We start from the raw sequence: 20,174 nt of genomic DNA, 5'->3' as shown, positions 1-20,174 counted from the left end.
GATGAAAATGATCAGTAAAATAGCTAAGGTAGCATTAGGGCTGGTATTTGTAGGGTCATCAGTTTTTGCGCAAAGCCTTGCGGACGCTAAGAAAGCTATCGATGCCGAGCAATATCAAAAAGCAAAAGGGATGCTTAAAAATCTTACGGTTACACAGCCAACCAATGATGAGAACTTTTTTTACCTGGGATGGGTATATTTAGTGCAAGATTATGCAGATTCTGCCAAAGTTTCTTTCACAAAAGGTATAGCAGCAAATCCTAAATCAGCTTTAAACTATGTAGGTTTAGGTGTGGTGGCGCTTCAAAATAAAAATGACGCCGGTGCTTCAGCGAGTTTTAACCAGGCACTTGGTTTCGCAGCTAAAAAAGATAGTAAACCATATTTATATATAGGTAAAGGATATTTATTAGATGCCAAAGATGGTAAGTTCCCTGTTAATAGAGCAAATGCAGCTATTGATGCGTTAAACAAAGGCAAGGCAGCAAACCCTAAAGATGCAGAAGTGTTGGTGGAGTTAGGTAATGCTTACCGTTCGCAATTAAAAAGTAATGACGCTTATGATGCTTACCAGGCAGCATTGGCACTTGATCCAAAATCGCCTGTAGCAAATACTGCCGAAGGTGTTTTATGGAGATATGCTGACAATTTTGAAGATTCTGAAAAACAATTCCAGGCAGCTATAGCTATCGATCCTAATTATGGCCCGGCTTACCGCGAATTAGCTGAAACTGATTTGACCGAAGCGCAAACCAATTTAAAAGTAGCTTCGGCAAAAATTAAAGAAGGTGTTGAAAATTATAAGAAATATTTAAGCTTAACAGATCAGTCGTTAGAGTCATTAATGCGTTATGCCGACTTCCTGGTTAATGTCGGTGATTATGTGGCCCTGCAGGAAGTAACTACCAAGCTTTCTAAATCGGCCACTACAAATCCACGTGTGTATCGTTATTTGGGTTATGCTGCTTATGAAAATAAGGACTATACCAATGGCTTAAGCGCATTAAACAATTGGTTTTCAAAAGCACAACCTAACCGTATTTTACCAAGGGATTATTACTACTTGGGGCGTTTACAAATTGCCAGCGGGCAGGATACCGTAAAAGGAATTGAAAACCTGAAAAAATATGCTGAGTTGGATACAACCAAAACAGCCGATGTTTACAATGAGATAGCTGTAATGTACCGCAACAAAAGAAAATATGTTGATGCAGCAAAAGTATATGAGGATCTAATAAGCAAAGTGCACGGTAAACTATTGCTTAATGAGCACTTCTATCTTGGATTCTCTGATTATTTCGCATTTAGAGGCCAGGTTACAGCAGCTAAGACAAACCCTGCCATAAAACCTGATTCAACTCTACTTACCAAAGGTGATTCTGCATTAAGTTATGTTCAGCAAAAAGCTACAACTCAACTATATTACTATCCAATGTATCGCGCTTATATTAATGATTATAAGGATGGTGATTATGCTAACTTAAAAGGGTTATCTAAACCCTATTATGAGCAGATAATAGCAATTTTAGCCGCAAAAACGCCATTAGCTGATGCTGATAAAAGAATCTTAGCAGATGCATATGCCTATTTAGGTAACTATTATCAATATCATGATAAGGACGATGCTAAGGCCATGGAAAACTTTACCAAGGCAAAAGAGCTAAACCCTGACAATGGTTACGCTAAATTCTATTTTGATAGTAAATCAGCCCCTGCACCTGCCGCCCCAAAAGCACCGGCTAAAAAATCTAAATAAAAAAGTATATAAAATAAAAAAGGCCTCCATCGGGGCCTTTTTTATTTATACACCATTTGTATATTTGCACCATGGAAGTACAAAGTTTACCGGTTAATTATTTACCCATCATATTTCAAATGCTGGTGGCTGTTGGTTTTGTGGTTACTACAATGTTTGTAACACATAAAATAGGCCCTAAGCGTGTAACCAAAGATAAGCTAACCCCGTTCGAGTCGGGTATTGAGGTTATAGGTAATGCCCGCACACCTATATCAATTAAATATTTTTTGGTTGCCATACTGTTTGTGCTGTTTGATGTGGAGGTAATATTTATGTACCCCTGGGCAGTAAACTTTAGAGAATTGGGTGTAGACGGCATGCTGGAGATGTTTATTTTTATGGGTACACTGTTACTGGGTTTCATCTACGTTATAAAAAAAGGCGCGCTAAACTGGGATTAAGCAGCCTCTCCCAACCCTCCCCAGAAGAGAGGGCTTTGTTAACGGCAAAATATGCTTATCAAGGTATAATTAAAAGTTTCCGCTACCGGGGGAGATTTAGAGGGGGCTGTTTAGAATAATTCTAAATATATTTCGTTCATTAATAGTGTACCTAAAACAACGTTTTTTATCATAAATTTGCGTTTTCCATTAGTATTTGGATGGGTTTTTGTATTTATAGATTTCATGAGTGATATTCAAATAGTTGGTGCTCCTGCAGGTGTAGAGGGTTCAGGATTTTTTGCTACTTCGCTGGATAAGGCAGTAGGTTTGGCCCGTGCAAACTCATTATGGCCCTTGCCTTTTGCTACCTCATGCTGCGGTATTGAGTTTATGGCTACTATGGCTTCACATTATGACTTGTCGAGATTTGGAGCCGAGCGTTTGAGCTTTTCGCCACGCCAGGCAGATCTTTTAATGGTTATGGGTACCATTGCCAAAAAAATGGGCCCGGTATTGCGCCAGGTGTATCTGCAAATGGCCGAGCCGCGTTGGGTTATAGCTGTTGGCGCATGTGCCTCAAGCGGTGGCATATTTGATACCTATTCTGTTTTACAGGGGATAGATGAAATTATACCGGTTGATGTTTATGTCCCGGGATGTCCTCCCCGCCCTGAAGCTATAATTGATGGCTTTATGAATATACAGGAACTGGTAAAAACAGAATCAGTACGCAGACGGAACGAACCACAGTACCAAAAATTATTAGCTTCATACGGAATTCAGTAATGGGTAAGATAACTAACGAAGAGCTTTTAAAAAGTATCAACACAAAATTTGAAGGACAAGTTACAGTAGTTGGCGAGCCTTATGGCTTATTAACTTTAGAAACCAGTACCGATAAAATAATTGATATACTAAGCTATTTAAAAACTGACCCCACCCTTCAGTTTATATATTTAACAGATATTACTGCCGTGCATTATCCTGAACAGGAAAAATCTATCGGCATAATTTATCATATACATAGCCTGGTAAATAATGTACGTATACGTATAAAAGTATTTATTGACGGCAATAATTGCCATATCCCTACAGCAACAACCCTATGGGAAGGAGCCAACTGGATGGAAAGAGAAACTTATGATTTTTTCGGGGTGCTGTTTGACGGTCACCCGGATTTGCGCAGAATATTAAATGTTGATGACATGACGGCCTTTCCGATGAGAAAAGAATTCCCGTTGGAAGATCCTAACCGTGTTGATAAAAAAGATTATTTTTTCGGAAGATAAAGATGCAAAACCATCCGGTATATACAGATAATGATCCGCAGAACGAAAATTCTACACTAAATCTTGGCCCAACACATCCGGCCACGCATGGTGTGTTCCAAAACGTACTGCAGTTAGATGGAGAACGAATTGTAAGCGGCGTATCCACTATAGGTTACATACATCGTGCTTTCGAGAAAATTGCCGAACACAGGCCATTTTACCAGATAACCCCATTAACAGACCGTTTAAATTATTGCTCATCGCCCATAAATAACATGGGCTGGCACATGACGGTTGAAAAGCTATTAGGCATTACCACACCAAAGCGTGTAGATTATCTGCGTGTAATTGTAATGGAACTTGCCCGTATATCAGACCACATCATTTGCAACGGTGTATTGGGTGTTGATACCGGCGCGTTTACAGGTTTCCTGTATATGATGGAGCATCGCGAAGCTATTTATGAAATATATGAAGAGGTTTGTGGCTCGCGCTTAACAACAAACATTGGCCGTATAGGTGGTTTTGAGCGTAATTTTAATGCTATTGCCTTTAATAAGCTGCGCAAGTTTTTAAAAGACTTCCCGCCGGTATTAAAAGAATTTGAATCATTATTTAACCGTAACCGCATATTTGTTGACCGCACCAGGGGTGTGGCGGCTGTTACTGCAGAAGATGCATTAAACTTTAGCTGGAGCGGGCCATTATTGCGTGCTGCCGGTGTAGATTATGATGTTAGGGCGATGGAGCCATACAGCTCATACGAAGATTTTGATTTTGAGGTCCCGGTTGGCGACAATGGCGATGTTTACAGCAGGTTTTTGGTGCGTAACGAAGAAATGAAACAAAGCTTACGCATAATTGAGCAAGCTTTAGTGAAGCTGGAAAAAGAACCAACAGATATTTTCCATGCTGATGTACCCGAATTTTACCTGCCTCCAAAAGAGGAAGTTTATAATAATATGGAAGCCCTGATCTATCACTTTAAAATTGTGATGGGCGAGATACCTACCCCAAATACTGAAGTATACCACGCGGTTGAAGGCGCCAATGGCGAGTTAGGTTTTTACCTGGTAAACGATGGTGGACGCTCGCCATACCGTTTGCATTTCCGCAGGCCAAGTTTTATTAATTACCAGATGTACGCCCCTATGAGTAAGGGTATGTTACTGTCTGACGCGATTATTAACATGAGTAGTTTAAACGTTATAGCCGGAGAATTAGATGCTTAGAGTTGAAGATACCGAACAAGTTCCGGTTGAATTTTCAGCCGCTTTAACAGCTCAGTTTGCTGATATAGTAAGCCGTTATCCCGAAGGAAAACAAAAATCGGGACTGTTGCCTATACTGCATTTAGTACAGGCCGAGTTTGGATGGACAAGCCCCGCTGCAATGGATAAGGTTGCTGAGTATTTGAAGCTGCAGCCCATTGAAGTTTATGAGGTTGCTTCTTTTTACAGCATGTATTTTTTGCGCCCGCAGGGTAAATATGTTTTAGAGGTTTGCCGTACCGGGCCATGCTGCCTGGTAGGTGCCGAAAAAATAATGGATCATATAGAGCAGCAATTAGGCGTAAAAGAAGGTGAAGTTACTGCCGATGGCTTATTTAGCTGGCGTGGAGTTGAATGCCTGGCTGCTTGCGGTTATGCACCTGTTTTGCAGATAGGCCCCGAATATACTTTTTATGAAAAATTAACCAATGAGTCTGTAGATCAATTGATAACGGATTTAAAGGAAAAGGGGAAATAATTAATAATGGAATGGACAATGCAAATTTGATATTAGGAGATTCATTATTTGCATTAGGTTTAATTTTGGTATTTATAACAGGTGGATTAAAAGAGAATGGGATTATATTAATACCGCTGCTTATTGTAGGCTTTGCAAGCTGCGTAGTAAGACATATTAATTATTATAACGAAACCGGAAGATATTTTTAAAGAGAATGATAACTAAAGGAATGCTAATATTTAGGGATGTAATGTATGCGATATTAATCGTAGTTATATTATTGCCTGTTAATCCCCTGGGGTTGGCGCCCTTAGCAAAGATATTGGTAACAGTTTTTGCCATTGGTGTACGTATATGGCAGCACGTTAATTATTATAAGCAAACGGGCAAAATTTATTAAAATGGGACGCAAATTACTTTTAGAACATATTAATGTACCCGGCATCAACACTTTTGATGTTTACCGCTCAAAAGGGGGATATGCATCGGTTGAGAAGGCTTTAAAGACCATGTCGCCCGATGATGTGGTGGAAGAAGTTAAAAAGTCTGGCTTGCGTGGCCGTGGCGGTGCTGGTTTCCCTACCGGGATGAAGTGGAGCTTTCTGGCTAAGCCGGAAGGTGTGGCCCGTTACCTGGTTTGTAATGCTGACGAATCTGAACCGGGAACTTTTAAGGACCGTTACTTAATGACTTATATTCCTCATTTATTAATTGAGGGAATGATAGTTGGAAGCTATGCTTTGGGTGCTAAAACATCATTCATATACGTTCGCGGCGAAATGATGCCGCAAATACGCATACTTGAAAAAGCAATTGCCGAAGCTAAGGCCGCAGGATTTTTAGGAAAAAATATATTAGGCAGTGGTTATGACCTGGAGCTTTATGTACAACCCGGTGGTGGTGCATACATCTGCGGCGAAGAAACCGCGCTATTAGAATCATTGGAAGGCAAGCGTGGTAATCCGCGTATTAAACCGCCATTCCCGGCTATCGCGGGTTTGTATGGCTGCCCTACGGTGGTAAATAATGTTGAATCAATTGCTGCCGTAGTACCTATTGTTAACGAGGGCGGCGAGGAGTATGCAAAAATAGGTGTAGGTCGCAGTACCGGTACAAAACTAATATCGGCAGGAGGCAACGTTGCTAAACCCGGCGTGTACGAAATTGATCTGGGCCTATCGGTTGAAGAGTTTTTATACAGTGACGAATATTGCGGTGGTATAGCCAACGGCAAACGCTTAAAGGCAGTTGTTGCAGGTGGTTCATCTGTGCCGATCTTACCTGCTAATTTATTCATGAAAACCATAAATGGCGAGCCGCGTCTGATGAGCTATGAATCATTATCAGACGGTGGTTTTGTTAGTGGCAGTATGATGGGCTCTGGCGGTTTTATCGCTTTTGATGAAGACCAGTGCATTGTACGTAATACGTGGAACTTCGCCCGTTTTTATTATCATGAAAGCTGCGGACAATGTTCGCCTTGTCGTGAGGGCACCGGCTGGATGGAAAAAGTATTGCACCGTTTAGAGAACGGTCATGGCAGCATGAGCGATATGGACCTGCTGGTTGATGTAGCTAAAAAAATTGAAGGAAATACAATTTGTCCGCTGGGCGACGCGGCAGCCTGGCCGGTGGCCAGTGCCATACGCCACTTTAGGGATGAGTTTGAATGGCATGTAACACACGCAAGTGAAGCTACAACAAGAAATTATGGAATAGCACATTATGCTGATCCGTTGCCGAAACCGGAACCAGCGGCGTAATAAGTAAAAATTAAAAAGTAAAAATTCAAAATTTGAATGATAAGCCATATGATATTAAGCACAGGTGCTACCAATTCTCAAAAGAGATCGTGCTTTTTATCTCATCAAGCAAATACGAAAGAATATACTTTTCAATATTTGACCAGCTTTTAAGAAGTGCAACTTCAATAGGAGCTAATATAGTTGAAGCGAAAGCAGGAAGTTCGCAAAAGGATTTTAGGAATTTTTATACGATAGCTCTAAAATCAGCAAACGAAACCAAGTATTGGCTTTGTTTAGTAAGAGATACAGTACTGATCGAAGAAAAAGATCAGATAAATAAATTAATAAATGAAGCGGATGAACTTTCAAAGATCATCGCGTCAATAATAATTAGTTTAAAAAGTAATTTAAGTTAGTCATTTCAATAATCAGTTTTGACTTTTGAATTTTTAATTTTGACTTAATAATGAAGGTTACAATAGACGGAATATCAGTAGAAGTACCAGATGGAACATCCATTCTAAACGCCGCGAGGATAATAGGTGGTGATATTGTTCCGCCTGCTATGTGCTATTATTCTAAACTGGCCGGCAGCGGTGGCAAATGCCGTACCTGTTTGGTAAAGGTAAGCAAGGGTTCTGAGAAGGATCCGCGCCCTATGCCTAAGCTGGTAGCATCATGCCGTACCAATGTAATGGACGGTATGGAAGTGCAAAACATTACCTCGCCCGAAGTTATTGAAGCACGTAAAGGTGTGGTAGAGATGTTATTGATTAATCATCCGCTTGATTGCCCTATATGCGACCAGGCAGGCGAATGCCAATTGCAGGACCTTGGTTTTGAGCACGGTGCTGTTAAAACCCGTTACGAGTTTGACCGCCGCACATTTAACCGTATAGATATTGGTGATAAGATACAACTGCACATGACGCGTTGCATCCTTTGCTACCGTTGCGTATATGTTGCCGATCAGATTACCGACCACCGCATACATGGTATATTGAACAGGGGAGATCATTCAGAAATATCTACCTATATACAAGCCGCCGTTGATAATGATTTCTCCGGAAATGTTATTGATGTATGCCCGGTAGGCGCGTTAACAGACAGGACCTTCCGCTTTAAAAACCGTGTTTGGTTTACCAAGCCAGTTGAGGCACATCGCGATTGCGATCATGAAAAGTGCAACGGTAAAGTAACCCTATGGTATAAAGGCGAGGATGTTTTACGTGTAACCGCACGCAAAGATGTTTATGGTGAAGTAGAAGATTTTATTTGCAACACCTGCCGCTTTGATAAAAAGAAAACAGCTGATTGGGTAATTGAAGGTCCGCGTAAGGTATCGAATCAATCGGTTATCAGCTCTAATCATTATGATTTTGTGCCATTGCCGGTTTTAAAAACCAACCCGGTATTGAAAGAGGCCAATAAAGAACAATTTGAACGCGAAACACGCTTATAATGGAATTAGCAGACATCATAGTAAAATTTGTATTGGTATTTATCATCTTCGCGATAAGCCTGGTGATAGCTATGTACTCTACCTATGCCGAGCGTAAGGTTGCGGCATTTTTCCAGGACAGGATAGGGCCTAACCGTGCCGGCCCGTGGGGTATACTACAACCCCTTGCCGATGGTGGTAAAATGTTTTTAAAAGAAGAAATTATCCCAACTAATGCCAGCGGCTTCCTGTTTATAGTAGGCCCATCGTTAGCTATCATGACAGCCTGTATAGGTTCGGCAGTTATACCGTGGGGACAAAAATTAACCATCGGCTCGCATGTTATTGATCTGCAGGTTGCAGATATTAATGTGGGTATCCTTTATGTATTCGGTGTAGTATCATTAGGCGTTTACGGCGTGATGATAGGTGGCTGGGCATCAAACAATAAATACTCTTTATTGGGCGCTATACGTGCGGCATCACAAAATATCAGCTATGAAATTTCAATGGGTTTATCCATTATAGCTTTATTATTGATAACCGGTACTTTAAGCTTACGCGAAATTGCCGAACAGCAACATGGCTGGCACTGGAACGTGTTATACCAACCGGTAGGCTTTATACTGTTTTTAGTTTGCGCATTTGCCGAAACTAACCGTACACCGTTTGACCTGCCTGAGTGCGAAACAGAACTGGTTGGTGGCTACCATACAGAATACTCATCCATGAAATTGGGCTTTTACCTGTTTGCCGAATACATTAATATGTTCATATCATCGGCAGTAATGGTTACCTTGTATTGGGGTGGCTATAATTACCCCGGGATGGATTGGATGGCTGCTCACGCCGGCCCTACCTTAGCACCGCTTATTGGTGTAGGGATAATGTTCTTCAAAATATTTTTATTCATATTCTTTTTTATGTGGGTGCGCTGGACAATCCCGCGTTTCCGCTATGACCAGTTAATGGATTTAGGCTGGAAAATTTTAATTCCTATTGCCATAGCCAATATTGTGGTTACAGGTATTGTTATTACTTTAATTAACAGATAAGATGGAACCGCTAAGTAATAAAAGAAAAGTAGTTGACAACAAGCCGTTAAATTTTTTAGAGCGTGCTTATCTGCCTGCAATCTTGCAAGGGCTGGCAATTACTATGAAGCATTTTTTCAGGAAGCCGGTTACTATTAGTTACCCGGAAGAGAAACGTGAGTTTTCTGAAAACTTCCGTGGCATGCACTCGCTAAAGCGTGATGAGGATGGTAGAGAGCGTTGCACCGCCTGTGGCCTGTGCGCGTTATCATGCCCTGCCGAGGCAATAACCATGATAGCAGCCGAGCGTCAGCCCGGAGAAGAGAATTTATATCGTGAAGAAAAATATGCGGCAGTGTATGAAATAAATATGCTGCGCTGTATTTTTTGCGGCCTTTGTGAAGAAGCCTGCCCTAAAGAAGCCATTTATTTAGATGGTGATATTGTACCGTCAGATTATTTAAGAAAAGATTTTATATATGGCAAAGACAAATTAGTTGAGCCGCCGTTAAATCAATAAAGAAGTTTTATACCTTTGCCCATCCCTTTTTAGGGGGCAAATTGTTTTGTAATAAATAACAATGAATACATTTTACTTCATCGCGTTTTTGTCTATATTTTTTTCCATACTGGTAATCTCTGCCAAAAATCCGGTGCACAGTATACTGTACCTTATCCTTACTTTCTTTACGTTCACCATCCACTATATTTTATTGAATGCCCAGTTTTTGGCCATTGTTAATTTTATAGTGTACATGGGAGCCATCTTAGTGTTGTTTTTATACACACTGATGCTGATGAATTTAAATAAAGAATCAGAACCGGTTAAAGCAAACTTTATTAAAATAGCTGCCGTTATTGGGGGCGGGTGTTTTTTAGTAACCGTAGTAGCATCAATTAAAGCATTAGGCGCATCACCGGCGGTGATACTTAAGGACCCTAACCTGGGCCTGGTAAAAAATTTAGGAAAAGTATTGTTTAACGAATATTTATTGCCTTTTGAAGTGTCTTCTATATTGCTGTTATCGGCAATGGTGGGTGCTATTTTATTGGCTACTAAAGATCCAAAAACTGTATAATGGAAAACATAACAAATACTATACAGACCATACCGCTTAATGAGTATATACTTCTAAGCGCTATCATTTTTTCAATAGGTGTTATTGGGGTGTTAATACGCCGCAATGCTATTGTGATTTTTATGTCGGTTGAGTTAATGCTAAACTCGGTAAACCTGTTACTAACGGCTTTCTCTATTTATCATGGCGATGCCAGCGGGCAGGTATTTGTATTTTTCATTATTGCTTTAGCAGCGGCAGAAGTAGCAGTAGGGCTGGCCATAATTGTAATGGTATACCGCAACACCAACTCGATAGATATTAACGTGCTGAACAGGTTGAAGTGGTAAATTAATAAAGTGTCATTGCGAGCGCCAGCGTGGCAATCGCAAGGATGCAATATAAACAAATGCAAGGTTCGCGATTGCTTCGTTCCTCGCAATGACAAAGAGAAATATAAAACATGGATAAATACATCTGGCTTATTCCTTTATTACCGTTAGCCGGTTTCATTATTAACGGCATTGGCCGTAATACCCTATCAAAAGGCATTATAGGCTTTATTGGCAGTTTGTTAGTATTAATTTCTTTCGGATTAAGTGTTGGCGCATTTTTCCAGATCAAGGCTACGGGTCAACCTATTAATGTTGAGCTGTTTAACTGGTTCAGCGTTGGTTCATTGCAAGTTAACTTCTCCTTTTTAGTAGATCAGCTAAGCTCGATAATGCTGCTGATTATCACAGGTGTTGGCTTTTTAATTCATCTGTACTCTGTAGGTTATATGCATGATGATAATGGTTTTGGTAAGTTTTTCGCTTATTTAAACCTGTTTGTTTTCTTTATGCTGTTGCTGGTATTAGGGTCAAACTACCTGGTGATGTTTATAGGCTGGGAAGGCGTGGGACTTTGCTCTTATTTACTCATCGGCTTTTGGTATACCAATCCAAGCTATGCTGATGCTGCTAAGAAAGCATTTATTATGAACCGTATTGGCGACCTTGGCTTTTTAATCGGCATATTTTTAATATTCAATACTTTCGGCAGTATAGCTTACGCTGATGTTTTTGGCAAAGCGGCCACTATGCATGGTGGCGATGCGCCATTTGTATTAATTACCTTATTGTTATTTGTTGGCGCGATTGGTAAATCGGCACAACTACCATTATTCACCTGGTTACCTGATGCGATGGCCGGCCCAACTCCGGTATCGGCATTAATACATGCGGCAACCATGGTTACAGCAGGTGTTTATATGATAGCCCGCTCAAACATTCTATTTACGCTTGCGCCGGATACAATGGAAGTTATTGCCATTGTTGGTTTAGCAACAGCTTTATTCGCGGCCCTTATCGCGCTAACGCAAACCGACATTAAAAAAGTTTTGGCCTATTCAACCGTATCACAATTAGGGTATATGTTTTTAGGTTTAGGTGTGGGTGCCTATACTGGGGCGTTTTTCCATGTGCTAACTCACGCTTTCTTTAAAGCTTTATTATTCCTGGGTGCAGGTTCTGTAATTCACGCCATGGGCGGCGAGCAGGATATGCGCAAAATGGGCGGACTAAGCGGTAAGATCAAAATTACTTTTATTACTATGCTGGTTGGTACCATCGCTATTGCGGGTATCCCTCCATTCTCGGGTTTCTTTTCGAAAGATGAAATATTGGCGGCCGCCTTTGCACATAGCACAACGTTTTATGTAGTGGGTGTTATTACCGCTATGTTAACCTCTTTCTATATGTTCCGGATGATGTACCTTACTTTTTGGGGCAAATTCCGCGGAGCGTATGAGCAGGAACATCACTTACATGAGTCGCCGCCAAGCATGACCATTCCATTGATCGTACTGGCAATACTATCAGCAATTGGCGGTATGATAGGCGTGCCCGCGGTAATGGGCGGCCACCATGAATTGGGCGCTTACCTTGCCCCGGTTTTTGAAGCGTCGAATAAATTACTTGTTGCACATGAGCTAAGCAGCAGTACCGAATGGTTGCTGATGGGCCTGTCTGTTGGCGGTGCTTTAATTGCAATGGCTTATGCCTATATTCAATATGTTAAAAATGCAAGCGTTCCTGTTTCTGATGAAGAAGAGCGCCCGGCATTAACAAGCTTATCTTATAATAAGTTTTATATAGATGAGCTGTATGATACCTTGATACGTAAGCCACTGGATACGTTATCAGTATTCTTTTACAAGGTGGTTGACCGTTTGGGTATTGATGGTTTAGTAAATGGTTTAGGCAAAGGAGCGGTTGAATCAAGCAAGGGTTTGCGTTTATTGCAAACCGGTAATGTAGGGTTCTACATATTTATGATGGTGGCTGGCATTATTGCCATTTTACTATATAGTTTAAAAGCGTTTACAATATAAAATGACGGTTAGTATATTAATTTTTTTGCCGGTAATTGCGGCACTCGCTGTTCTCTTCTTCAAGAATGAAACAGCTAAACACGCGGCGTTATTTTTCTCTGTTATTGAGTTGGCAATAGCCGGTGTATTCCTGTCCAAGTTTGTGCCCGATGCCAGTACACAGTTTATTGTTAATGTGCAATGGATATATAATTTCGGCATTTATTTTAATGCAGGCATAGATGGCATAAGTATGATAATGGTATTGCTAACTACGCTGCTGGTACCTATCATTATTTTAACCACCTATAAACATCAATACAGAAATGCACCCTCTTTTTACGCGTTAATATTATTTATGCAGGCTGGCCTGCTGGTAGTATTTACCGCGTTAGACGGCTTTTTATTCTACGTTGGCTGGGAAGCGGCATTAATACCTATCTATTTTATCTGCTCGCTTTGGGGCGGCGAAAACCGTATACGTATTACCATTAAGTTTTTCATCTACACATTTGCCGGATCATTGTTTATGCTATTAGGCATCATCTATATGTATTTGCTAACTCCCGGCAAAACATACGATCTGCATGCATTCTATAACAACCATTTAACCCCCGAAAATCAAAATATCGTATTCTGGGCGTTTTTCCTGGCATTTGCTATTAAAATGCCGCTATTTCCGTTCCATACCTGGCAACCGGATACGTATACCGAATCTCCAACCGCAGGTACCATGATGTTATCGGGCATTATGCTTAAAATGGGTATTTATGGCGTAATCAGGTGGTTAATTCCTAATGCTCCTGCAGGGTTATTACATTATCAAAACTTAGTTATCATACTGGCCGTAATTGGTATTGTATACGCGTCCATCATTGCATTCACACAAACTGATGGTAAACGTTTGGTAGCCTATTCATCTATAGCACACGTTGGCCTTATTGCCGCAGGCATATTTGCCTGGAACATGCAAGGCTTGCAAGGCGCCATGATACAAATGCTTAGCCACGGTATAAACGTAGTTGGTATGTTCTTTATATGGGATATCATCAGCACCCGTTTAAATACCCGGGATATTAGCCAATTAGGCGGTATTGCCAAGGGCGCCCCGCATTTTGCCATCGCATTTTTAATTATTGTACTGGGTACGGTTGCCTTGCCGCTTACCAACGGCTTTATAGGCGAGTTTTTATTACTGAACAGTGTTTATCAATATAACATTTGGGTAGCTGCTATTGCAGGTTTAACCATCATATTTGGCGCGGTATATATGCTGCGTATGTATAAAAAGGTTATGCAAGGCGAAACCAATGAATTAACTGCTGTATTTGCAGATGTTCATGGTTCAGAAAAAATAGCTTTGGGCATTATTTGCGCATTAATTATTGGTATAGGTATATATCCGCAGCCTATCCTGCATATATCTGCCGCGGCAGTCGAAAATTTGGTACACACTATAAATATCAGATAAGTTTTAATCATGAATACATTAATAGTCATATCTGTTTTACCTATAGTGCTTTTGTATTTAGGTTTATATAAAATGCAAAAGGCATTGCTGCCTGTTACTATAGTTGGCCTGTTGATTGCTTTAGGTTTGGCAGTAGCGCAATGGGGAGAAAACCGCGTGCCCGAGTATCATGGCATGATGTTATTCAATAACTTCTCTATTGCTTTTTCATCAATAGCTATTATATCAACCATATTGATCCTGTTGCTTTCCAAAGGATATTTTGAGCGGATAAGCCAGCATATAGCAGAGTATTACGCTATTATTCTGTTCTCGCTGGCCGGTGTTATAGTAATGGTTTCTTACTATAATTTAACTATGCTTTTTATCGGTATAGAAATTATGTCTGTAAGCTTATATATACTTGCCGGTATTAAAAAGAATGATTTTGCCTCGAATGAAGCTGCTCTGAAATACTTTTTAATGGGTGCTTTTTCAACCGGGTTCTTATTGTTCGGTATTACTTTAGTTTATGGCTCTACCGGTTCATTTAGTTTAGAGGGTATCCAAAGCTTTGTATTGGCCCATTCTTTTGGTGTAGATCCATTACTTTATACCGGGATAATATTAATTATTGTAGGCCTATGCTTTAAGGTAGGTGTGGCCCCATTCCATTTCTGGACACCCGACGTTTATGAAGGTTCGCCAACACTGATAACCGCGTTCATGTCTACCGTATCAAAAACGGCAAGCTTTGCTGCATTTTTGCGCTTGTTCGCAACTTGTTTCCCTGTATTTTATACTTTCTGGTTACCTATATTGGTTATCATAGCCATTATAACTTTGTTTGTTGGTAATATAACCGCTTTATATCAGCAAAGCTTTAAGCGTATGCTGGCTTACTCAAGTATATCACATGCAGGCTATTTGCTGTTTGCTATTTTAGCTTTGGGTGCAAGCTCTGCCAATTCTATATTTATATATGCCAGTGCTTATTCTATCGCGTCTATAATCGCTTTTGGAGCTTTAATACTTATACAGCAGGAAACAGGCAGTGATAGTTTTGAAAGTTTTAACGGCCTCGCCAGAAAAAACCCTTTCCTGGCATTTGTATTAACTATATCTATGTTGTCGTTGGCAGGCATTCCGCTTACTGCCGGCTTTATAGGTAAGTTTTTTATGTTCAATACGGTATTGGCCCAGTACCATACCGGTTTGGCAATAGTAGCTGTAATTAATGCTATCATAAGCATATTCTATTACTTCAGGGTTATTATAGCCATGTATTTCCGCACAACAGAGCGTGCTCAAATAACAGTACCTTCTTATTATATTTTTGTTTTCGGCTTTTCGGCGTTGGCAACTATTATAATCGGGGTGTATCCGCAATTTATTACCAACCTTATTTAATATCTCAAAAGTTTAATTTAATATTTGTAGTTTTACAAATATAGTGAATGGAAAATTTTTGGGAACACCTGCAAAATTTAACGGACGCTCAATCCATTTTAAGCAAAGGAGGGTTTTACTTTTTGCTTATTGTAGTTTTTGCTGAAACAGGTTTGTTTTTCGGGTTTTTTTTACCGGGTGATTACTTATTATTCATGGCCGGCCTGTTATGCTCATCCGGGATGATAGATGTATCATTAGGTACATTATTGATCTCTGTTATGGCAGCAGGCATCTTAGGCAATTATACAGGCTATTGGTTTGGTTACCGAACAGGGCCCATGTTATTTAACAAAAACGATTCTTTGTTCTTTAAAAAGCGATATGTAATTATAGCCGAAGAGTTTTATGCAAAGCACGGAGGCATGGCGTTAGTTTTAGGCAGATTTTTCCCAATAATCAGAACTTTTGCCCCTATCTTTGCAGGTGTTGTTAAAGTAGAGTTTAAAAAGTTTACTATTTATAATTTTGCCGGTAGCATAACATGGGTAGGTACCTTTATTTTATCCGGGTATTTTTTAGGTAGAAAGTACCCGCAATTGAAAGATTATTTACAGTATGTTGTTTTTGGATTAATAATAATTACAACAATTCCGCTGCTTATTGCTTTCTTTAAAAAAAGATTAGTAAAGAGCAGTAAAACAAATAAATTAGAATAATAAAAATGAGTACACAACATCCCTGGCACCAGGTTTCACCGGGTGATAATGTTCCTGAGGTAGTAAATGCAATAATTGAGATCCCTAAAGGATCAAAAGCTAAATATGAAATTGATAAAGATTCCGGTTTATTAAAATTAGACCGTGTTTTATTTTCATCAGTGATGTATCCGGCTAATTACGGTTTTATCCCTCAAACTTATTGCGATGATAAGGATCCGCTGGATATATTGGTTCTTTGCTCAATTGATGTGTTCCCCATGTCAATAATAGAAGCTAAGGTTATAGGTGTAATGCACATGGTTGATAATGGTGAGCAGGACGATAAAATTATAGCAGTTGCTAAAAATGATATGTCTGTTAATTATATTAACGACCTGAATGAATTACCGCCCCACGCTATGAAAGAAATAGTTAGGTTTTTTAAAGACTACAAAGCGCTCGAAGATAAAAAGGTGACCATAGAACATATGTTAGGTAAAAAATACGCCCACAAAGTAATTAATGAAAGTTTAGAACTATACCAGTCTACTTTTCCCGTGTACCAATAAATAATTAATGGGCCCTGATCTTCATATAAACGGTTATTACATTCTTCTTACCATATTTTTGGTTTTTTTAAATGGGTTTTTTGTAGCCGCCGAATTCGCTTTGGTTCGCGTTCGTAGTTCGCAAATTGAGCTGAAGGTGAAAACAGGAAGCCATGTGGCCAGGCTTACACGCAGTATAATGGCCAACTTGGCGGGTTATCTTGCTGCAACACAGTTAGGGATAACTATAGCCTCGTTAGGTTTGGGTGTAATAGGCGAGGGGGTATTTACAAGCGTAATGTTGAATTTATTTCAAGAATTTGGTTTTGAAATAACTTCTGTATTTGTAATAAATATATGTAGGGTGTTTGCGTTTATTATAATTACCGTACTAAGTATTGTTTTTGGCGAATTAGCACCAAAAAGGCTGGCTATACAAAGTTCTGTACGTACAGCTTTGGCTATTTCGGCTCCGTTACGCCTGTTTTTTATAGTGTTTAAACCCATCATCTGGATACTTAATAACTTTGCCAATTTTATTTTAAAGCTTTTGGGTATAACACCCGTACAGGGCGAATCGCACCATAGTTCGGAAGAACTGCAATATTTGTTGGAGCAAGGGAAAGAAACAGGTGCGCTCGATTCAAACGAACATGAACTGATACAAAACGTATTTGAGTTTAATGAACGTGTAGTTAAGAATATTATGGTGCCGCGTACCAAAATATCAGGTATTGAAGTTAGCACAGGTAAGGATGAATTGCTGGATATATTAATAACCGAAGGCTATTCACGCTTACCGGTTTATGATGAGGTAATTGATAAGATAGTTGGTATAGTACATGCCAAAGATATTTTGCCTTTGTTAGTACGGAACGAAGAAATTGTTTTAAGAAACATTATCCGCAAGCCCTATTTTATACCAGAAACCAAGAAGATAAATGACCTGATGGCCGAATTGCAACAGATGCGTATCCAGATAGCTATCGTGTCTGACGAGTTTGGTGGCACAGCGGGCATGGTTACACTGGAGGATATTGTTGAAGAACTGGTAGGCGAGATACAAGACGAGTATGATGAAGAAAAGCCTATTGTTGAGATTTTAAACGACCGGGAATTTATTGTAAACGCGCTTGCGCCCATATATGATGTAAACGGCCACCTGCCGCATGATCTGCCTGAGGATGGCGATTTTGATACCGTATCCGGATGGTTGGGAGATATATTTGGCAAAATACCCGATGTTGGTGAACAAAAGGAATCAAACGGATATAACATCACTGTACTAAAAAAATCCGATCAGAATATTGAATCAGTCAAACTGGAATTATTGTTAAATGAAGAAGATACAGTAGATTTACATTGATCTGCTTTGCCAATGCATCTTTTTTACACACCTGATATTGCCCCCTCACACCCACAATACTTTCTTAATGAAGAAGAGAGTAAACACGCCATACGCGTTTTACGATTAGAAGCCGGTGCCGGGGTGCAATTGATTGATGGCAGGGGAGGTTTATACACTGCAACTATAAAAGATGCGCATCCTAAAAGAACCATACTGCAAATTACCAATGTTATAACCGAATATAATAAACGTAACCATTACCTGCATGTAGCTATTGCCCCCACAAAAAATTTAGACAGGTTAGAGTGGTTCTTAGAAAAAGCTACCGAAATTGGAATAGACGAGATAACATTGATCATCTGTCAGCGTTCTGAACGTAAGGAAGCAAAGACAGAGCGGTTAAATAAAATTATAACGGCAGCTATAAAGCAATCATTAAAAGCATATCACCCGGTTTTGAATGAGCCTGTGGCTTTAAATAGGTTTTTATCACAGCAGTTTGACGGGCAGAAGTTTATTGCACATTGTGACGTTGGAGATATGACCGGTTTAAAGGATGAATTGGAAAAGCAAGGTAAATATTTAATATTGATAGGCCCCGAAGGTGATTTTTCGCCTGTGGAAATTGATGCCGCTTTGCAAAACGGATATAAAGCCATAACTTTAGGTGAAAGCCGGTTAAGAACAGAAACCGCCGCGTTGGAAGCTTGTTTCGAAGTGAATTTTTTAAATCGCTAAATGAAGATACCTATTTATATAGTCACCGCTGGCATACTGCTTTTTTTAAGCAGCTTTAACGCGCCAACCTATAAAATGGCTAAGCTTAAATATAATGGCGGCGGCGATTGGTATGGCGACCGCACAGCGCTACCCAACCTGATAAAATTTTGCAACGAAAATTTAAAAACCAATTTCCAGGCAGAAGATGAGGTAGTAGAGCCGGGAAGCGCGGAGCTATTTAATTATCCTTTCATTTTCATGACCGGGCACGGCAATGTTATATTCTCTGACCAGGAAGCCGCTAACTTAAGGAAGTATTTAACCGGCGGTGGCTTTTTGCATATCGACGATAATTATGGGCTGGATAAGTTTATTCGCCCACAAATGAAAAAGGTTTTCCCGGAGCTTGATTTTGTGGAGTTGCCTGTTAATTATCCCATCTATCGTCAAAAATATCCTTTTCCTAACGGCTTACCTAAAATACATGAGCATGATGGCAAGCGTCCGCAAGGTTTTGGATTGATCTATAAAGGGCGCCTGGTATGTTTTTACACCTATGAGTGCGATCTGGGCAATGGTTGGGAAGATTATGGAACCTACGCCGGCGATACGCAGGAAAATCGATTAAAAGCCTTAAAAATGGGCGCTAACCTTATTCATTACATATTGACCCAGTAGCCATGTATCAGTTAAAAGTAAATGATAAGTACAATTATACAATTGATAAGACCGGCGACGAGTTATTGATTAATAGCAACAAGATAGATGCCGATATAAAACAATTGGGCCCTAATACATGGCATATTATTGATCAGCTACGATCATACAATGCTGAGGTTGTAAACTATGATAAAGCTTTAAAGACTGCCGAAATACGAGTTAACAATAATATATACATCATCACTGCAAAAGACCGGTTTGACGTGTTGCTTGAAAAAATGGGATTAAGCAGTTTAGCCAATGCCAAAATAAGTGAGTTAAAAGCACCTATGCCCGGAATGGTATTAAAAGTGTTTGTTGAAGAAGGCGCTACTATACAAAAGGGCGATAACTTATTTGTACTTGAGGCCATGAAAATGGAAAATATTATTAAATCACCAACTAATACTGTAATTAAATCAGTTAAAATAAAGCCGGGAGATAAGGTAGAAAAAGGGCAGATACTACTGCAATTTGCATAAAAAAAGCGGTCCGAATTATCGGA

General features: G+C 39.8%; 24 protein-coding genes. All 24 read left to right on the top strand.

The window, feature by feature from the left end:
- The first annotated feature begins 7 nt into the window (after window positions 1-7).
- The 24 genes from JWR23_RS01925 (at window position 8) to JWR23_RS01810 (ending at window position 20,151) form a co-directional block, all read left to right on the top strand.
- Window positions 8-1,756: a tetratricopeptide repeat protein gene (locus tag JWR23_RS01925; RefSeq protein WP_299512233.1), complete on the top strand. Its 1,749-nt coding sequence runs from the start codon at window positions 8-10 to the stop codon at window positions 1,754-1,756.
- Window positions 1,757-1,827: 71 nt separating this feature from the next.
- Entirely contained in the window at window positions 1,828-2,199 is a 372-nt protein-coding gene (locus JWR23_RS01920; protein WP_299512230.1) for an NADH-quinone oxidoreductase subunit A, read from the top strand.
- Between the two features lie 225 nt (window positions 2,200-2,424).
- A complete protein-coding gene (locus tag JWR23_RS01915) occupies window positions 2,425-2,967 on the top strand; it encodes an NADH-quinone oxidoreductase subunit B (protein WP_299512226.1) in 543 nt (180 codons plus the stop codon).
- Window positions 2,967-3,470: an NADH-quinone oxidoreductase subunit C gene (locus JWR23_RS01910; protein WP_299512222.1), complete on the top strand. Its 504-nt coding sequence runs from the start codon at window positions 2,967-2,969 to the stop codon at window positions 3,468-3,470. Before JWR23_RS01915 ends, JWR23_RS01910 begins: the two co-directional genes overlap by 1 nt.
- 2 nt (window positions 3,471-3,472) lie before the next feature.
- The gene (locus tag JWR23_RS01905) at window positions 3,473-4,684 is read left to right on the top strand and encodes an NADH-quinone oxidoreductase subunit D (protein WP_299512218.1); all 1,212 of its coding nucleotides are present in this window, start codon (window positions 3,473-3,475) and stop codon (window positions 4,682-4,684) included.
- Complete coding sequence (nuoE, locus tag JWR23_RS01900) at window positions 4,677-5,201, top strand: NAD(P)H-dependent oxidoreductase subunit E (protein ID WP_299512215.1); 525 nt, start codon at window positions 4,677-4,679, stop codon at window positions 5,199-5,201. Before JWR23_RS01905 ends, nuoE begins: the two co-directional genes overlap by 8 nt.
- 11 nt (window positions 5,202-5,212) lie before the next feature.
- Window positions 5,213-5,392, top strand: coding sequence for a hypothetical protein (locus tag JWR23_RS01895; protein WP_299497118.1), 180 nt, complete (start codon window positions 5,213-5,215; stop codon window positions 5,390-5,392).
- 5 nt (window positions 5,393-5,397) lie between these two features.
- The gene (locus JWR23_RS01890; protein ID WP_299512213.1) at window positions 5,398-5,583 is read left to right on the top strand and encodes a hypothetical protein; all 186 of its coding nucleotides are present in this window, start codon (window positions 5,398-5,400) and stop codon (window positions 5,581-5,583) included.
- A 1-nt stretch (window position 5,584) separates the two neighbouring features.
- On the top strand, window positions 5,585-6,946 hold the full coding sequence (nuoF, locus tag JWR23_RS01885) for an NADH-quinone oxidoreductase subunit NuoF (RefSeq protein ID WP_299512211.1): 1,362 nt from the start codon (window positions 5,585-5,587) through the stop codon (window positions 6,944-6,946).
- Between the two features lie 32 nt (window positions 6,947-6,978).
- Window positions 6,979-7,344, top strand: coding sequence for a four helix bundle protein (locus JWR23_RS01880; protein WP_299512210.1), 366 nt, complete (start codon window positions 6,979-6,981; stop codon window positions 7,342-7,344).
- Window positions 7,345-7,394: 50 nt separating this feature from the next.
- Window positions 7,395-8,390: a 2Fe-2S iron-sulfur cluster-binding protein gene (locus tag JWR23_RS01875; protein ID WP_299512208.1), complete on the top strand. Its 996-nt coding sequence runs from the start codon at window positions 7,395-7,397 to the stop codon at window positions 8,388-8,390.
- A complete protein-coding gene (gene nuoH, locus JWR23_RS01870; RefSeq protein ID WP_299512206.1) occupies window positions 8,390-9,424 on the top strand; it encodes an NADH-quinone oxidoreductase subunit NuoH in 1,035 nt (344 codons plus the stop codon). Before JWR23_RS01875 ends, nuoH begins: the two co-directional genes overlap by 1 nt.
- Before the next feature lies 1 nt (window position 9,425).
- Entirely contained in the window at window positions 9,426-9,923 is a 498-nt protein-coding gene (locus JWR23_RS01865; RefSeq protein WP_299512203.1) for an NADH-quinone oxidoreductase subunit I, read from the top strand.
- A 61-nt stretch (window positions 9,924-9,984) separates the two neighbouring features.
- Entirely contained in the window at window positions 9,985-10,482 is a 498-nt protein-coding gene (locus JWR23_RS01860; protein WP_299512200.1) for an NADH-quinone oxidoreductase subunit J, read from the top strand.
- Window positions 10,482-10,811 (top strand): NADH-quinone oxidoreductase subunit NuoK, encoded by a 330-nt coding sequence (gene nuoK, locus JWR23_RS01855; protein WP_299512198.1) that lies wholly within the window; start codon window positions 10,482-10,484, stop codon window positions 10,809-10,811. Before JWR23_RS01860 ends, nuoK begins: the two co-directional genes overlap by 1 nt.
- A 113-nt stretch (window positions 10,812-10,924) precedes the next feature.
- Entirely contained in the window at window positions 10,925-12,835 is a 1,911-nt protein-coding gene (gene nuoL / locus JWR23_RS01850) for an NADH-quinone oxidoreductase subunit L (protein WP_299512196.1), read from the top strand.
- 1 nt (window position 12,836) lies between these two features.
- Window positions 12,837-14,285 (top strand): NuoM family protein, encoded by a 1,449-nt coding sequence (locus JWR23_RS01845; RefSeq protein WP_299512194.1) that lies wholly within the window; start codon window positions 12,837-12,839, stop codon window positions 14,283-14,285.
- Window positions 14,286-14,294: 9 nt separating this feature from the next.
- Window positions 14,295-15,674 carry an NADH-quinone oxidoreductase subunit N gene (locus tag JWR23_RS01840; RefSeq protein WP_299512192.1) on the top strand — a complete coding sequence of 460 codons (1,380 nt, stop codon included), beginning with the start codon at window positions 14,295-14,297 and terminating at the stop codon, window positions 15,672-15,674.
- Window positions 15,675-15,721: 47 nt separating this feature from the next.
- On the top strand, window positions 15,722-16,372 hold the full coding sequence (locus tag JWR23_RS01835) for a VTT domain-containing protein (RefSeq protein ID WP_299512191.1): 651 nt from the start codon (window positions 15,722-15,724) through the stop codon (window positions 16,370-16,372).
- Between the two features lie 5 nt (window positions 16,373-16,377).
- The gene (locus tag JWR23_RS01830) at window positions 16,378-16,923 is read left to right on the top strand and encodes an inorganic diphosphatase (protein WP_299512189.1); all 546 of its coding nucleotides are present in this window, start codon (window positions 16,378-16,380) and stop codon (window positions 16,921-16,923) included.
- A gap of 7 nt (window positions 16,924-16,930) precedes the next feature.
- The gene (locus JWR23_RS01825; protein WP_299512186.1) at window positions 16,931-18,268 is read left to right on the top strand and encodes a hemolysin family protein; all 1,338 of its coding nucleotides are present in this window, start codon (window positions 16,931-16,933) and stop codon (window positions 18,266-18,268) included.
- Window positions 18,269-18,280: 12 nt separating this feature from the next.
- Window positions 18,281-18,988: a 16S rRNA (uracil(1498)-N(3))-methyltransferase gene (locus JWR23_RS01820; protein WP_299512184.1), complete on the top strand. Its 708-nt coding sequence runs from the start codon at window positions 18,281-18,283 to the stop codon at window positions 18,986-18,988.
- Entirely contained in the window at window positions 18,989-19,648 is a 660-nt protein-coding gene (locus JWR23_RS01815; RefSeq protein WP_299512182.1) for a DUF4159 domain-containing protein, read from the top strand.
- Window positions 19,649-19,650: 2 nt separating this feature from the next.
- Window positions 19,651-20,151, top strand: coding sequence for an acetyl-CoA carboxylase biotin carboxyl carrier protein subunit (locus JWR23_RS01810; protein ID WP_299512180.1), 501 nt, complete (start codon window positions 19,651-19,653; stop codon window positions 20,149-20,151).
- The last annotated feature ends 23 nt before the right edge of the window (window positions 20,152-20,174 follow it).

The organism is Mucilaginibacter sp. (genome assembly GCF_028288205.1).
In the GTDB taxonomy this organism is placed as follows: Bacteria; Bacteroidota; Bacteroidia; order Sphingobacteriales; family Sphingobacteriaceae; genus Mucilaginibacter.
The sequence above is the reverse complement of the archived record's forward strand: the minus strand, read 5'-3'. Positions and strand labels throughout refer to the sequence as shown.